This window comes from Micromonospora sp. NPDC047753 (assembly GCF_040642735.1).
Classification (GTDB): domain Bacteria; phylum Actinomycetota; class Actinomycetes; order Mycobacteriales; family Micromonosporaceae; genus Micromonospora.
Map to the genome: position 1 here is coordinate 1 of NZ_JBEYSL010000125.1, position 14,853 is coordinate 14,853.

The 14,853-nt window shown below is 68.9% G+C and carries 9 protein-coding genes, 1 tRNA gene and 1 pseudogene; 3 read left to right on the top strand and 8 right to left on the bottom strand.

What is annotated here, in order from left to right; translation table 11 throughout:
• Positions 1-79 precede the first annotated feature (79 nt).
• Positions 80-154 (top strand) — tRNA-Val (locus ABZ749_RS13410).
• 65 nt (positions 155-219) lie between these two features.
• On the opposite strand, the gene ABZ749_RS13415 is transcribed toward ABZ749_RS13410, so the two are convergent.
• The 8 genes and pseudogenes from ABZ749_RS13415 to ABZ749_RS13450 form a co-directional block, all read right to left on the bottom strand.
• Positions 220-1,386, bottom strand: a complete 1,167-nt coding sequence (locus ABZ749_RS13415) for a site-specific integrase (RefSeq protein WP_357227168.1) — start codon at positions 1,384-1,386, stop codon at positions 220-222.
• On the bottom strand, positions 1,383-1,598 hold the full coding sequence (locus ABZ749_RS13420; RefSeq protein ID WP_357227170.1) for a helix-turn-helix domain-containing protein: 216 nt from the start codon (positions 1,596-1,598) through the stop codon (positions 1,383-1,385). Before ABZ749_RS13420 ends, ABZ749_RS13415 begins: the two co-directional genes overlap by 4 nt.
• 42 nt (positions 1,599-1,640) lie before the next feature.
• Positions 1,641-2,396, bottom strand: a pseudogene (locus ABZ749_RS13425) (replication initiator); the annotation flags it as partial.
• Positions 2,397-2,890: 494 nt separating this feature from the next.
• A complete protein-coding gene (locus ABZ749_RS13430) occupies positions 2,891-5,524 on the bottom strand; it encodes an NACHT domain-containing protein (protein WP_357227173.1) in 2,634 nt (877 codons plus the stop codon).
• Positions 5,525-6,248: 724 nt separating this feature from the next.
• Positions 6,249-9,008, bottom strand: a complete 2,760-nt coding sequence (locus ABZ749_RS13435; protein WP_357227176.1) for an FtsX-like permease family protein — start codon at positions 9,006-9,008, stop codon at positions 6,249-6,251.
• Entirely contained in the window at positions 9,005-12,169 is a 3,165-nt protein-coding gene (locus tag ABZ749_RS13440; RefSeq protein WP_357227179.1) for an ABC transporter permease, read from the bottom strand. The genes ABZ749_RS13435 and ABZ749_RS13440 overlap by 4 nt, the downstream gene beginning before the upstream one ends.
• A gap of 7 nt (positions 12,170-12,176) precedes the next feature.
• Positions 12,177-12,899 (bottom strand): ABC transporter ATP-binding protein, encoded by a 723-nt coding sequence (locus ABZ749_RS13445; protein WP_357227182.1) that lies wholly within the window; start codon positions 12,897-12,899, stop codon positions 12,177-12,179.
• On the bottom strand, positions 12,896-13,828 hold the full coding sequence (locus tag ABZ749_RS13450) for an ABC transporter ATP-binding protein (RefSeq protein ID WP_357227184.1): 933 nt from the start codon (positions 13,826-13,828) through the stop codon (positions 12,896-12,898). Before ABZ749_RS13450 ends, ABZ749_RS13445 begins: the two co-directional genes overlap by 4 nt.
• 204 nt (positions 13,829-14,032) lie before the next feature.
• On the opposite strand from ABZ749_RS13450, the gene ABZ749_RS13455 reads away from it, so the two are divergent.
• Both ABZ749_RS13455 and ABZ749_RS13460 read left to right on the top strand, forming a co-directional pair.
• Positions 14,033-14,551, top strand: a complete 519-nt coding sequence (locus ABZ749_RS13455) for an RNA polymerase sigma factor (RefSeq protein ID WP_357202238.1) — start codon at positions 14,033-14,035, stop codon at positions 14,549-14,551.
• Positions 14,548-14,853 (top strand): hypothetical protein (locus tag ABZ749_RS13460; protein ID WP_357227186.1); only part of this gene is annotated, 306 nt, incomplete at its 3' end. The genes ABZ749_RS13455 and ABZ749_RS13460, both read left to right, overlap by 4 nt.

Sequence of the window (14,853 nt, forward strand, 5' to 3'; positions counted from 1 at the left end):
AGCGCATCACCTTGCCAAGGTGAGGGTCGCGGGTTCGAATCCCGTCGTCCGCTCGCGATGTGCCCCCTGGGGCCGCCACGGGCGATTGGCGCAGTGGGAGCGCGCTTCCCTGACACGGAAGAGGTCACTGGTTCAAACCCAGTATCGCCCACCAGCTCAGAGGCCACATCCCATCGATGGATGTGGCCTCTTGTCATTGCTGGATGACTAACTGGGTGACTAAGCCCCAGTGCGGGTGTCCTCACCGAAAATCCGATCCATCGCGGCTGCCCCCGTCAGCAGTATGGGCCGGAGTTGGTGACGGTAGACCTTCTCGGTGACCGAAGTGCCGGAGTGGCCGCACAGGTCGGCGATGTCGCTAAGCGAGACCCCGCCATCAGACAAGAGCGACACAAAGCTGTGCCGCAGCTCCCGGGGCGTCCAGTCGGCCGGATTGAGGCCGGCGCTCTTCGTGATCCGCCGAAAGGCGCGGCGGACGTTCGCCGCATCGAGTTCGGTGCCGACCGATGACGCGAAGACCAGGCCGGCATCTTGCCAATCCTCGCCAGCCTTCTCGCGGTCCCGATCTTGAAGGCTGCGTTGGCCGCGAAGGGCAACGACCCCACGTAGCGGTAACGCTAGGGTGCGCCCAGACTTGCGGGTCTTCGTATCGCCACCTTCTCGCACCGAATGCCAGACCTGGATCGATGGCGGCACGGGATCATCGTCATCAGGCCGGCCATCAAGGTCGACGTGTGTCCAAGTCAGTGCGCGAAGCTCTTCGGTGCGTGCACCGGTAAGGAGCGACAGCACCACGTAGGCATAAAGCCTGGTGTCTTCGGCCGCGTTGAGGAGAGCCTTCGCAGCATCCAGGGTGAGCGACTTGGAGGGACGGCCGACCTTGCCGGTAGGTACAGTGCACAAGGCGACGACGTTGCGCTTGACCTTGTCCCGTGCCATGGCACGGATGACCGTGCGGTTGAGGCACTCGTAGATCCGCTGCACGGTGCTCGTGCTGAGTGTCTTGGCAAGCTGGATCAGCCAGCGATCGACGTCGGTGGCGCTGAGGTCGCGCAGCTTGCGGGCACCGAGGCCCGTGATGATGTGCTTACACAGGTGTCGATTCTTGTCGACGGTGCTGGCGACGCGGCCATTGAGGCCGTAGGTGAGCCAGTCTTCAACCGCCTGAGCGACGGTGTAGCCCGTCTGGGCGAGGGAAAGGCCGTCCTCGTATTCGCGGATCTTCTCGCGAAGAGCCGCGTGAGCTGCGGCCTTGGTCTTACCGCTTCCTTTGCGGACGATGCGTTTGCCGGACGGGGTATAGCCAACGGTGACTGAGGCGATCCAGCGTTGCCGCTGCTCGTCCCAATGCAGGCCGCCGTCTCCCCGGCTGCGGCGTTTGGTCATGCGGCGGCTCCTCTCGTGCTCTCCCGTTCGAGTAGGGAGACGTACTCGGTGATGGCGGACTCGGGGATCAGCCGGGTCCGGCCTTCTTTGACAGTGCGTAGTCGGCCGGAGCGGATCAGCTCGTAGATGACCGAGCGGCTGAGACTGAGGAGCTGCATGGCTTCGGGGATTCGGTAAAGCGCCTTCCTGTGCGGCGCGGCAGAGCTGGTCATCGAGGGATGGAGCCTTCCTGGCGGGGCGGGTACCGGGTTCGATCAAGCAGCCGTTGGCGTGGCGCTGGCGGCGGAGATAGCGGCGAGTTCATTTGCAAGCTCTTCGCGTCCGGCGGCTTGTCGAGCACGGGCCATGGCGGCGGCGGTGTTGGCGAGCAGGGCGTCTCCGGTGGTGTGCCAACCGACGCCGGCAAAAGTGAGGGTGCCGACGATCAGCATGGTGTCGTCGAGGTGGTCGACGGCCCTGATGGGGTCGGTGACGGCCTGGTCCTGGTCGTCGTTGCGTCGGTAGGTGACGCGGGTGTCGCGCAGGAGTTGAAAGGTGACGGAGTAGCGGCGGGCTTTGGTGAGGAAGTGGCCGCCGAAGCCGAGCATGTGCGCCCAGCGGCGCAGCCGGGCGTAGGGGTTGCCCGTGGCTGGTTTCACCGGTTCGGCGTCAAGCCAGGCTTGACGCTTGGCGACGCAGACGGGGCACACGGCGTAGCGGGTATGGGTGCCGCAGTCTAGGCACTCCCAGCGCTTCACGAAGCCGGGCCGAGGTCGGTGATCCCGGGGCCGCTGCGAGAGCGGGACGGGAGTGCCGGTGGGTCGGCCGAGTCGCCAGCAGGCGTCGATGAGGCGGGAGGTGTGGTCGCCGTCGGGGTCGGCGTAGTCGCCGATGGAGTCGGCGTCGAGCCTGACGGAGCGGTGCCCGGTTACCTCGGTGCTCTTGGTGGCGTACTTGGCAAGGTAGCCGGCGACCATGCCATCGGTGACCTCACCGCTCCCGGTCAAGCTGATGGGTCGGATGTCAAGGCGGCCCTGAACGGGCCGCACGCGCCGCCGCCTGGGCGCGCGTCCGTCGCTCCGCTGGCGCTCCGACTCCGGCCACGCAACACGCCCGGCGGCTGGCGCGAAAGCGGAAAAGCCCAAGGGGCCGCCGCAGCACGACAGACCGTTGACCGGTGAGGTGATGGGCCGGCAGCCGACCGGGCCGCGCGGCCAGCACCGCGCGGTGTAGGGGGCGCACCCGGCCGCGTCGGCGAGCTGGCGGCGGTTGCAGGGTTGCGGTTAGGGCGCCTCCGGCGGGGGCGCTCCGGCACCAGGATGGCCGGGGCTCCGCCGGCGGTTTGCGGTCCGTGGGTGGTTGCGGTAGGTCATCCCGCCTGCCATCGACCCGGGCAAGCCGAGCAGACCGCCGCCCGACCCGCCAGCGTCCGAACGAGCCGTCAAGGTCCGCTTGACGTGGCGAGCCGGGCGGCGGCCCACTCCACGGGGTGCGGGTCGATGGCAGACGGGATGACTAGCTCGCCCTAGCCTCGCTGTCTCCGACGACTGGAAATGCCGCGGCTGGCATTGGTGTCAACCAATAGTGGAGTCGACACTGCCCTAGCAAGCAGTGCTGCCGGCACGAGGACGGGGTGACCCTGCTGCGTTCCAGAAATTACTCGGTCACTCCCGAACTCTTGCAGCATCCCGTGGAGGTGCCACGAAAAATAGGCTGCACGCGTTTCCGTGTAGACACTGAGGTTATATGCAGCCCACAAAGAGAGGGCGCTAACGACGGCCGCAGTAAACGTGAGTAACCGCGTATCGCTATGTAAGACTACCAACGGAACCGTCACACCCACCGTGAACACGAAAGCAAAGGTGACGACCATCCAAAGCCTTAGCCACAAGAACCTAGAAAAAGGGAAAGAGCAAGGTGCCCTTAATTCCGCCAGACGAGCACATCCAGGGAACTCATCTGCCGAAATGAGATCGGTAGCGTTAGCGTTAGATATAATACTCGCAGAATAGGTTAACAGATTCAGTCTTAGGTTTAGGGCAGGGTCGCGAGACGTGTCTGGGACAAACCATCGAAATCGCCGGGGAATCGCTGACGGGGTATCGAACTTTAGGACGGAAGGGGGCTCATCGGCAAGCGCGAACGCAACAAATGGATTGGCCAGAGCGGCCTCGCACAAGATTAGAACCTGCTGAAGTTCTGGCATCTTGCGAGCACTTATGTCCTCGATTACCAGGGAGCAGAATGGCCGGCTGGCTAAGTTTTCGATCACTATGGAAGGATGGTCCTTGACGAGGTCTACCTCTAGTGACCGCGCCAATCGGAAAGCAGCTTGCGGGTCCACCGAAGCATAAGATCCTAAAACTGCTACCAACCTTCTCCTGTCGCCTTGAATGAGCATCTTCAGCAACTGCTCATGGGTCACGGCGGCAGCGGGACGGTTGTAAGCTTCGCGCCACTCTGCCTCATCGGCGAGAATGACAGCAAAAAGGTGGAGCCTTCGAAGCCATTCATCGTTCCAGAGGTCCTGAGGCGTCTTTGTTAAAAATTCTGCCTCAGAAGCTGCATACGAGGACCATGCGTGATGGTCGTAAGCTTGGGTCTCTAGGAATACGCGCCCTAAGACTCGCGAGTCGCTTAAAATGGCAATGTCATCGAGCATTCTCGCCCTCATTGCGCGCGGCATGAGTCCCGCAGCAAAAGGAATGACTTCAACAAGCTTGGTGGCGCTTTGTGCCGCCTGCGACGAAAAGTCACGGTGCATAGAAATAAGCTCGCTCCACCCCTGCTCACGGCCGTGGATCGCTTCCTTCGCCGCTAGGAACTCGCAGAAGGTCAGGTGAATAAACCGTAATGTCTCACTGCCTCTTTCCTCAGACATGAGGCCAGTTTCCTTGCATACCTCGCGGAGTCGGGCGGCTGCGTCTAGCTTCGAGTTGCATCCATATATCTCGGTTGTTACCTCGATGGCACGATCCCAGGATATTAGATTAGCGGGTTGCGAGGGATCGGTCAGATTCTCGAAGGAGAGGACACCGAAGAGCTTTTCCCTTTGCTCGCGAATAGTGCTCTTTATCGGAACATCCAGCTGTCGATTCCTGCGAAATAGCAGCAGCTCATCAACTACCCGCGAATAGAATCCTGTACGTGTATCAGGCGTCCCTACACTGTTCTCGCCCTGGTCGCTTGCGACATACATGGCGAGAACCAGTGGGTTACTGCACATCTCCCGCAATGTTGGTCTATCCGTCAATTCTGCGAAGATCCTGTTAATGGTTGCTTTGCGTGAGACCGTGTGGGGGTACGGCCACAGCGACAAGAAGCTATAAATGTCCGCCGGCGTAAATGGTTGGACGTGGTAGATCGTGGGGAACCTGTTCGAGAATCGGGAGTGTATTTGCCTGTAGAACTGCGTCCGCATGGTTAGGATGAGCTTGTTGTTCGGACTTGCGTTGGCCAAGCGATCACTCAATGAATCGATTGCCTTCGCGACGATCGGGTAGCTCTCCGTCGAAACTTCATCCAATCCATCGAGTAAGACCATTAACCCTCTATTGCCGAGCGAAAGATCAAAAAGCTTGCCCATCTGATAGCCGCCCACCAACTGGACCTTCTCCCGCAGGAGTCGGATAGCCCAGTCGCCGAGGGCGCGATCTGAGGCAGTGCGCTTGGGGGGCGTGAAGTTCTTTAGGTCGACGACTATTGGCAACGGGGCATGTTTCGAGAGGAGGGCCCCCCAGCATGCCTCTCGGAAGGTCTTCTTGACGAAGGAGGTTTTGCCGGATCCGGGATCCCCAATTATTTGTATCCTATTTGCGTCATCCTGCCAGATGTCTCCCTTTTCGGAAGTTGCCCGACGAGATGCGCTTTCGAGTCGAAGCGGAACGAATGTTGAGTCCGTAGGCAGGGCGGCCTCTGCGGCACCGGGTACTTGAAGGAACTTAGTTGCATCCCTTGCCAATTCGGCACGACAATATCTTTTGAGGCTCATTTGCGTTACGATCGATTCGGCGATGAACTTATCGGCCACCCAAGTAGCTGCATCGAGTATCTGCTTGATGTTCGCTTGAAGGAACCTAGATGCTCTGCGCAGTACGAGGTAGAAGAGCGGAAGTCCTACCGCCGTAATGATTGCGGTTTGGATGTCAAAGCCGTTCACGTTGGAGGTAACTCTCTCTCTATATATCGGCGAGCATCGACCTTGAATGGCGCGGGCGGTGATATAAGATTGGTCTACGGAAATGCGAACGCCATGAAGGTGGATAATTACCACAACTCAGGGGTGCAGGGAAGGCTAATGTCGGAGTTGCGACTTTTCTTGTGCATGTGACCGGCCCGAATTCGTCGTCAACATTAAGAAATCTCGACTCTGCGCCCGAGCGACTTCGACAGCAGCGGTGACAGCAACCGGCCGGGACGAGGGCAGCCGCCAGCGGCCGTAGTCCCACGCCAAATGCAGCGCGGCTAGCTACCTCACCAACCCGTGCCCGTTGCGTGCCCGATGCGACGGACGCCGAGGGGTAATGGCGGTCAAAGATGACGGCGCCCTGACGTCGTCGATCAGCGCCAGCCACAGGCTGAGGCCGCGAGCAGGCAGCGGGATCAGAGGAGTCCTAAACCGTGTGCCTCGATGCAGCCTCCGAGCCTGGGTGACCAACTGGGTGACAATCGGAACGGCCGGTGCTGGACGTCCACGGAGGCTGGTGGACTGTTTCGGCAGCTCAGCCCGGCTCTGCGCACAGCTAATAGGCCGCTGGTAATTCCCTGACACGGAAGAGGTCACTGGTTCAAACCCAGTATCGCCCACCATCCACATAGAGCGATCAGATGGCCCGTTGCTGGATATCCGGTGACGGGCCTCTTTCTCCATGGGTGACCATCGGTCATTCGCCGGCGCGGAGTACCTCGCTCAGCCGGTCACGTCGCCGCAGCGCCGACTCGACGGGTACGACGGTGGCGGCCGCCGCCAGCAGCGCCACGCTCACCAGGCCCAGCAGCCACCACGGCAGGACCGCCGCCGGGTCGGCGGCCTGGCCGGTGAGCAGCCGCAGGTCGAGCGGGCCGAGCGTCAGGCGGGCGAGTACGGCCCCGAGTAGCGGGCCGCACACCGCGGTGACCACGACCGGCGGGAGCAACTCTCCGGCGGCGACCCAGCGGACGTCGCGTGGCCGCAGGCCGAGGGTCCGCAGCCGGGTCAGGGTCTGCCACCGCTGCGACGCACCGGCGGCGGCGGCGAGCGTGAGGCCGAGCAACCCCAGCGCCAGCAGCACCGCGGCAGCTGTCCACGCCAGCCGTGTCAGCCCTGCCGTCAGCGGGGCCACCCGCTGCGCCCGCAGGACGTCCGTACGCAGCACGACGTCGGAGGCGACTCCGGTGTTCGTCACGGCCCGCCCCGCGCCGGGACCGGTCACCCAGACGGTGTTCGCGACGGCGGGCAGCCCGGCGTGGGCGAGGGCCGTGGCGTCCACGATGACGACGTCGTCGACGCCGCCGACGGAGGGAGCGGTACCGACGGCGGCGAGACGGATCGCCGGGGCGCCGTCGCGGGGGAGTTGCAGCCGCGAGCCGGTGCGCAGTTCGCCGGATTTCGAACGGACCAGCGCCGGGACCTCACCGGGGCCCGGACCGGGAGCCGTGAGCCGGGCCAGCGCGGGCGCGTCGGGCAGCGGAGTGGTGGCCAGCAGGTGCTGGAACGCGGCGGCGTCCACGATGACCAGGCGTGGGGTGAGCAGCGTCGATTCGGCGAAGACGCGTGCCGAGTCGGTCACCTGCGCGACGACGACCTGCCCCACCCCGGGTGCGGCGGCGATGCGCTCGGCGAGTGCGGGCGTGGCGGTCTGGGCGTCCGCGCCGACGTCGAGGCGGGCGTCGGCGCCGACGGTGCTCCACGCGCCGTCGGTCAGGCCCCGGGTGACGGTGGCGCCGAGGATGAGCGCGAACGACGCGAGCGCCGTGGTGCTGACCAGCACCAGCAGGGGCAGCGCGCGTCCGGCCGTTGTGGTCGCCTGGGCGGCACTGAACACGGCCAGGGGGCGGCGTGAGCGCAGGGCCTGTCGGAGCGCGAACCGCGCCCCGAGGGGCAGTAGCCGGAGCAGGACGAGCGCGCCGACGAGCGCGCCCAGGGAGAGGGCGCTGACCGGCAGGATGAGGTCGCCGGTCAGTTCACCGGTGTCGCCGTGGGAGGCGGCGGGCACGAGCCCACGCTGGTGCAGTGTGACGAAGGCGGCGATCGCGGCGATCAGGACAGCGGCCTCCACGGCGGCGCGGCGCAGCTGGCCGGTGGCCCGGATCCAGCGCCGAGCGGCGGGGTTGGCGGGTTGGCGTCGGTCACGGCTGGCGCGGGCGGCGGCGAGGATGCCGAACGCCGGTCCGGCGACGGCGCCGGCCAGGACCACGGGAACGGCCCAGGTCCAGGCGACGCCCGGGGCGGCAGCGCGCGCGAGTGCGAGCCCGACGGCGGCGGCCGACAGGGACACCACTGCGGACTCGATGACCAGTTCCGCGCCGAGGTCGGGGAGCGCCGCCCCACGCTGCCGGGCGATGCTCAGCACCGGGGTGCGGCGGCGGACCAGCAGGTCGGCGGCGAGCAGCAGGACCAGCACCGCGGCGGTGAGTACCCCGGCGAGCAGGATGGCGGCCTGTGCCGCAGCGGCGTTGTTGCGGGTACGGGCGTCGCGCAGGACGGTGTCGAGCTGCGATTCCCACTTCAGGGACTGGTCGCGGTCGCTCGACGAGCCGGAGGTCGCCTTGAGCTTGACCACCTGGCTGGCGAGCGTGGTGGTGGAGTCCGAGGTGAGCGCGTCGGGAACGGGTGCGAAGTGGACGGTGCGTCGCAGTTGGTCCTCGTTGACGGCGAGCCGGGCGTCCGGTAGCGACTCGCGCGACAGCAGGCCGTTGAACCGGGTGGTCCCGACGCCGTCCGCGCCGGGTACGGGGCGCAGCAGTGCCGGGGCGAGTCGCCAGGCCGGGTCGGCGCTGTCCGCGGGTCGGTAGATCCCGCTGACTCGGACGTCCTTGTCGCGACCCTGGCCGTCCTTGACCGGGATCCGGTCGCCGGGGTCGAGGTCGAGTGCGGCGGCGTCCGCCTCGGAGAGGCCGATCTGCACCGGCCAGGGGGGTCCGTCGTAGGGGACCTCGACGTACTGGTCGGAGACGGCGGGACCGGGCGGGCTGCCGGCGATCCAGGTGACGTCCGGGCCGCCGGGGTCACCGGCCAGGAAGGTGAACTGAAAGGTACGCGGTGCGTTGCCGTCGGTGATCTTGAGGATCGGGCCGTTGACGACGGTGACGGGCGGAAGCAGCGCGGCGTCCAGGTCGGGTCCGAGCGCGGACGTCGTTCGGGCGAGGAAGGCGTCGACCTCCTCGGCGAGGTTGGGCATCCGGACCCGACCACCGGTCGGTCCGTCGTCGCGTTCCCAGTCGGCGTGTGCCAGGACGTTCGAGTCGGTGCCGGCGTCGCGGACCGTGTCCTGGACGGCGTTGTCGGCGGCGGCGCGGAGCAGCGGCGGTACGGCCCCGGCGAGGAGCGTGACGGTCGCGATGACGGCGGCGGTGAGCAGCAGCGGCCCGACGTCGGTGCGGCCACGGCCGCGGACGCTGGGCCAGTGCGGCGTCGGCCACCGGCGGGTCAGCCACCGGTTCACGGTGCCACCCGCAGGTGCGCGGCATCGGCCCGGCGGGCCTGGACGGTGACCACGACGGCGACCGCCAGCACGCATCCGGCCAGCAGGACGGCGAGCAGTGCGGTCTCGGCCGGCCACGGCCAGTGTGGTTGGGCGACCGGGACGGGCGCGGCGCCGGTGTCGGAGCGCACCAGCAGGGGAGCGACGACGCGGGTGGCGAGCGCGCCGACGGCCGTGCCCGCCGCGAGCAGGGGCAGCAGTACGCCGGCGTGCTGGCCGAGCAGCACGGCTCGGATGTCGCGCCGGGACATCCCCAGGCCGCGCAGCCGCGCCACCTCGACGGCGCGGACCTGCAGATCACAGGTGACGTGCAGGACGACGCCGGCGAGCAGGAGCAGTGCGGCGGCCGGGACGATGAGCCGGAGAGCTGCCGGCAGCCCGGCGCTGAGCGGGCCGTCGGTGAGACGGGCGGTCTCCGCCTCGCGGGTCGCGACGGTGCCCAGGTGCAGGGCGGTGGCCCGCTCGGCGGCACCGGGCTCGGTCGGGCGGCCGACCCACCAGGCGTCGACCGGGAACGTCAGGTCGCCGGTGACGACGCGTGCGCGGGACAGCGTGTCCAGGTCGGCCAGTACGGCGGCGGCGCCGGGGGCGGACGGTACGGTCGGGATGACCTCGGTGACGACGACGGGGACGGGCGTGATGCCGACCGTGACGCTGAGTTTGCTGCCGCGATCGGCGCCGACCTCGCTGGCGAAGTGGTCGGAGACGGCGACGGGCACCGGGCCGGGGTCCGGGAAGGCGGTGGCGACGAGGGTCCGGGCGGCGTCGTCGGCGCCGGCGAGGTCGACTGTCGTGGCCATCCGCAGCGCGGTTCCCGTCGGCGTGGCGGACATCATGACCGTCGGGTCGACCAACCTGCCCGGGACCGGCGGCGCGGACGTGGCGGTCCAGTCCGACCCGTCGGTGGACCTCTCCTGCGAGCCGGCGGGTGGCACGGTGAGCGTGACGGCGACGGCGACGCGTCCGCCGACCGGGTCGGCGGCGATCGGCAGGGCGACCGCGACGAGCCGCAGTCCGTCGGCGGACGCGCAGTCGGGCAGCCGTACCTCCCGACCGTCGAGCGGTACGGCGGGACCGGTGCAGGACGTGCGCAGGCCGGTGGCGTCCTGCAGCAGCAGTTGGGGTGTCACGGTGAGCGGGGTGCCGCCGGAGGCGGTTCCGCTCAGGACGAGCGGGGCGCCGGCCGGGACGGCGAGGCCGGTGACCCGGGTGCGTGGTGCCAGCGCGGTGCCGACGTCCGCCCATCCGCGCTCGCTGTCGAGCCGCCCGCGCAGCAGCGCGTCGGCGCGGGTGGTGTCGACGGCGACCAGACGCGGCGCGTCGCCGGCGGTGCCGAGCCACTGACCGACCGTGGTGCCACGGTCGAGGGCCGGGCTCACCGCCCCCGTGGTGGCCGCGCTGACGACGGCGCCGTCTCCGGCCACCGGCGCCGTGCTGAGGGTGAGTGCCAGGTCGGTGCCGACGGCGAGCGCGGCCTGGTCGCGTTGCGACTGGTGCCACGTGCTGTCGAGTGCGAGGCCGAAGGTGCCGGCCGCGCAGGCCAGCCCGACGAGCAGACCGGCGGCGACCGCTTGTGGCCGGCGGGCAGCCTCGGAGACCGCCAGCGGAAGCGCCAGCCCGCGGGCGCGGTACGCCAGCCGGTCGGCACCGCGCAGGGCGGGGAGTACCACCCGGAGAGCCAGGGCGGCACCTGCGGTGAGCAGCAGTGCCGGCGCGAGCACCCGGACCGCGTCGGCGCGTGGGCTGGCGGTGGTGGGCTGCGCGTACAGCTGCCACCACCCGACGGCGGCGAAGACCGCGAGCAGCAGGTCGGCGCCGGATCGGGCCAGCAGTTCGCGGCGGGTACGCCGCTCGCCGGCCGCCGGGACGGGTCGGATCGCCAGGACGGTGAGTACGGCGGCGAGCACCAGCGCGCCACCGACGACCGCGAGGACCTGGACGCCGGAGACGGCTGGCCGGACGGTCAGGCCGGCGTCGTCCAGCGGTGGCAGGTGGGTCAGAGCGGCGTGCAGGGCCGACGAGGCAGGTATCGCGAGCGCGACGGCGACGGCGGCGACGAGCCCGGCCTCGAGTGTCGCGGTGGCGGCGAGCTGGCGACGGCTGGCGCCCAGGGCGGCCCGCAGGGCGGTCTCGTCGGCGCGGATGCCCGCGGTCAGCCGGCCCGCGAGGACGAGTGCTGTCGCGGCCAGGACACCGCCGAGGACGGCGACGGCGAGCACGACGGCGGCGGTGACGTGCCGTTGGTCGTCGGCGGCCCGCAGGGTCAGCGGCAGGTCGGAGGCGACCCGTGCGAGCTGGACGCGCTCGCCGAGGGTGCCGGCCAGCCGGCGGTCGGCGTTGTCGACGGCCCCGGCCACGGTCTCCAGGTTGCTGCGGTTGTTGTGGGACAGGTCCGGATGGGCGGTGACCTCCATCCGGTCGACTGTGGCGCCGGTGGTGACCAGGTCGGCGAGGTCGACGAGGAACGGGCCGTAGGCGTTGACCGGCTGCATGAAGCGGCCGTCCCGGTAGCCGATGGCGGAGCCGGCCGCGGCCAGCGGGTCACGGTCCCAGCCGCGTCCCGCGAGGGGGCGCACCACACCGACGACTGTCACGTCGATGGCCGGGACGGGCGCGTGGGCCAGTTCGGCGCCGAGGCGTACCCGCCGACCGGGGGTGAGGCCGAGCAGTTGTGCGGTGGACTCCAGCAGCACCGCGTCGCCCGGGTGCTGTGGCCAGCGCCCGGTGACCAGCTCGGCTCGGGTCGGCAGGTCGTCCAGCCCCGACAGGTAGGCCTGCGGCGGGACGGTGGTGCCCGTGGCGAGCGTGGGCGGCAGCGCCCGCAGCACCGTCGACGCCCGCGCGGTCGTCGTCACCGGGATCGGTGCGAGCGTGGAGGCCACCACGGTACGGGTGTCGGCGGCGACGGACTGCGTGTCGCGGCCCTCGACGGTGCCGGTGTAGACGGTCACGTCGACGTCGGCGGGGGCGGCGCGGGCCATGGCGACCTCCAGCGCCCGCTCGGCGGTGCGGGTGACGAGCAGGGTGCAGGTGCCCAGCAGGGTCGCGCCGATCGTGACGACCCCGAGGAGGGCTGCCAGCAACGGCCACTGCGCGCGGGCGCGCCGGCTGACCAACCTCATCGTCGCGTCACCCGGCGTCCGGCACGGGTACGTACGGCTGCCCGGCCGCCTGTTCGTCGAGGTGCCCGTCGTGGATGCGGATCACCCGGTCGGCCAGGGCCATCATCACCGAGTCGTGGGTCGACACCAGTACCGTGACGCCCTCGGATTCCACTATCCCGCGCAGCAGCGCCATCACCGACAGGCCGGTCTCGGCGTCCAGTTGCCCGGTGGGCTCGTCGGCGAGCAGGAGCTTGGGTGAGGCGGCCAGCGCGCGGGCTATCGCCACCCGTTGCTGCTGGCCGCCGGACAGCTCGGCCGGCCGCTGCCGGGCGTGGTCGGCCAGGCCGATCAGCTCCAGCAGCAACTCGACCCGCCGCTCGCGCTCGGGTGGGGCGACGCGGGCCATCCGCAGCGGGGCCGCGACGTTCTCCGCTGCCGACAGCACCGGGATCAACCCGAAGCTCTGGAAGACGTACGACACCTTCTCGCGTCGCAGCCGGGACAGGCCGTCCTCGTCGAGCGCTGTCACGTCGGTGCCGTCGACGTGCACGGTGCCGGCGTCCGGGCGGTCCAGGCCACCGATGACGTTGAGCAGGGTGGTCTTGCCCGAGCCGGACCGGCCGACCAGCGCCACCATCGAACCGGCGGCCACGTCGAGCGACACGCCGTTCAGGGCGTGCACGACGGTCGGCCCGGTGCGAAAGCGCCGGTGTACGCCGCGGACGCTCAGCAGCGGCTCGCTACTCATTCGCCGCTTCCCGAGTCGGGGTGGATCGTGATGTGGTCGGGTTCCAGGGCCAGCCGGACCCGTCGGGTCAGCGCCAGCGCCTGGCGGAACTCGCGGGGCACCTGGACCCGCCCGGCCCGGTCCATCACGGCGTACTCCTCGGCGATCATGTGCGTGTCGCCCTCCGCGTCGGTGGTGGTGCGGCGCAGCACCTCGCTGCTGGTGCGTCCGTCCCGGATCGCGACGGTCCGTTCGACCTGGCCGCTGACCTCCGGGTCGTGGGTGACCACGACGACGGTGACGCCGTAACGCCGGTTGACGTCGCGCAGCACACCGAAGACCTCGGCGGACGTGGCGGCGTCCAGCTCGCCGGTCGGCTCGTCGGCGAGCAGGACCCGCGGCTGGTTGGCCAGCGCCACCGCGATCGCGACCCGCATCTGCTGCCCTCCGGAGAGTTGCCCGGGGCGGCGATCGGCGCAGTCGGCGACACCGAGGCTGTCCAGCAGCTCGGCCGCGCGCTCCCGGCGTTCCTGCTTCGGGGTACGGGCCGCCGTCATCGGCAGGTCCACCATCTCCCGTGCGGTCAGGTAGGGGATCAGGTTGCTCGCCGTCTGCTGCCGTACGAACCCGACGGTGCGCCGTCGGTAGTCCACCCGGTCCGCGCGGGACATCGCCAGCAGATTCCACCGGTCGACCCGGACCCGCCCGGCGGTGGGGGCGTCGATGCCGGCCAGGATGGACAGCAGTGTCGACTTGCCCGAGCCGGAGGCACCGACGACGGCCACCAGCTCACCGCTCTCCACGGCCAGGTCCAGTCCCTGCAGTGCCTGCACCTCGATCGAACCGGTCTGGTAGATCCGCACCAGGTTCTCGCAGACGATGAGCGCGTCGTGGCCGAACTCGGGTGCCCGCGCGGAGGGCTGCGGCAGGGACAGCGGGGTGCTGGACATTCCCTGCTCCGTCCGGGTTGTGCTGAGGCAGATTGAAGCAGTTTCGCAATCGGCGGCTTCGTTGACCATGCCCGGGGTGGCTTTCCTGCATTCTGGGCGGGGGTCTACCGTCGCGACCCTCCCACCCGCCGAGGCCGGTTTTCGCTGTGGCGGGTCGTGAACCTGCCGGGCTTCCACGCCGACTGAACAGGCGAAGGAGGGCCGATGAGCGATGAGTTGCTGGTGGTCCGTTGCCAGTTGGGTGAACGGGAGGCGTTCGCCGAGCTGGTGCAGGGCTGGCATCCGGCGGTCGAACGGTACGTCGGGCGGATGCTCGGTGGGTCCGACGACGATGTGGTGCAGGAAATCTGGTTGGCGGTCTTCAAGGGGTTGCCGACGTTGCGGCAGCCGGACCGGTTCACCCCGTGGCTGTTCATCATCGCCCGGCGGGCGGTGATGAACCGGCTGCGGGACGCGTACGCCCGCCCGGAGCCCGAACCGATCGACGACCTGCCCGGCGGCGACGAGGCGCAGGAGGTCGTCGACCGGGAGACGCTGGCCGGGGCGCTGGCGGCGCTCCCCGCCCGGGAACGGGAGGTGCTCTTGCTGTTCTACCTGGAGGACCAGCCGTTGGACGCCTGCGCGCTGATCTGCGGCGTACCCGTCGGCACTGTCAAGTCGCGGCTCAACCGGGCCCGCAGGTTGTTACGTCACGAGCTGGTGCGGAAGGGGTACGAGGCATGACTCCGGAAGAGGTGCTGGCGCGACTGGACGCTCCGTTGTCGCTGCGCAGGCGGGTCGGCTACCTGACCCTGGCCTTCACCGGTCTCACCGCGAGCGCCCTGATCGGCCTGCTCTGGGCCACCGAGCCCGGGTTGCCGACGCGCACCAACGTGGCCTTCGCCGTCCTGGTGACGATCGGCCTGTGCTGGGCGGTGTTCGGTGGTTGGGCAGTGACTCACCCGGCCCTGCCCGCCGGTGGTGCCGGGGCCGTCGGCCGCCCAACCGTCGCGCTCGGGCAGTGTCTGCCGGCCGAGGTGGTCGGC

Excerpts from the sequence above, each read along its gene's own strand:
- ABZ749_RS13420 (WP_357227170.1), bottom strand. The coding sequence starts at position 1,598 with ATGACCAGCTCTGCCGCGCCGCACAGGAAGGCGCTTTACCGAATCCCC.
- ABZ749_RS13455 (WP_357202238.1), top strand. The coding sequence starts at position 14,033 with ATGAGCGATGAGTTGCTGGTGGTCCGTTGCCAGTTGGGTGAACGGGAG.
- ABZ749_RS13440 (WP_357227179.1), bottom strand. The coding sequence starts at position 12,169 with ATGAGGTTGGTCAGCCGGCGCGCCCGCGCGCAGTGGCCGTTGCTGGCA.
- ABZ749_RS13415 (WP_357227168.1), bottom strand. The coding sequence starts at position 1,386 with ATGACCAAACGCCGCAGCCGGGGAGACGGCGGCCTGCATTGGGACGAG.
- ABZ749_RS13450 (WP_357227184.1), bottom strand. The coding sequence starts at position 13,828 with ATGTCCAGCACCCCGCTGTCCCTGCCGCAGCCCTCCGCGCGGGCACCC.
- ABZ749_RS13445 (WP_357227182.1), bottom strand. The coding sequence starts at position 12,899 with ATGAGTAGCGAGCCGCTGCTGAGCGTCCGCGGCGTACACCGGCGCTTT.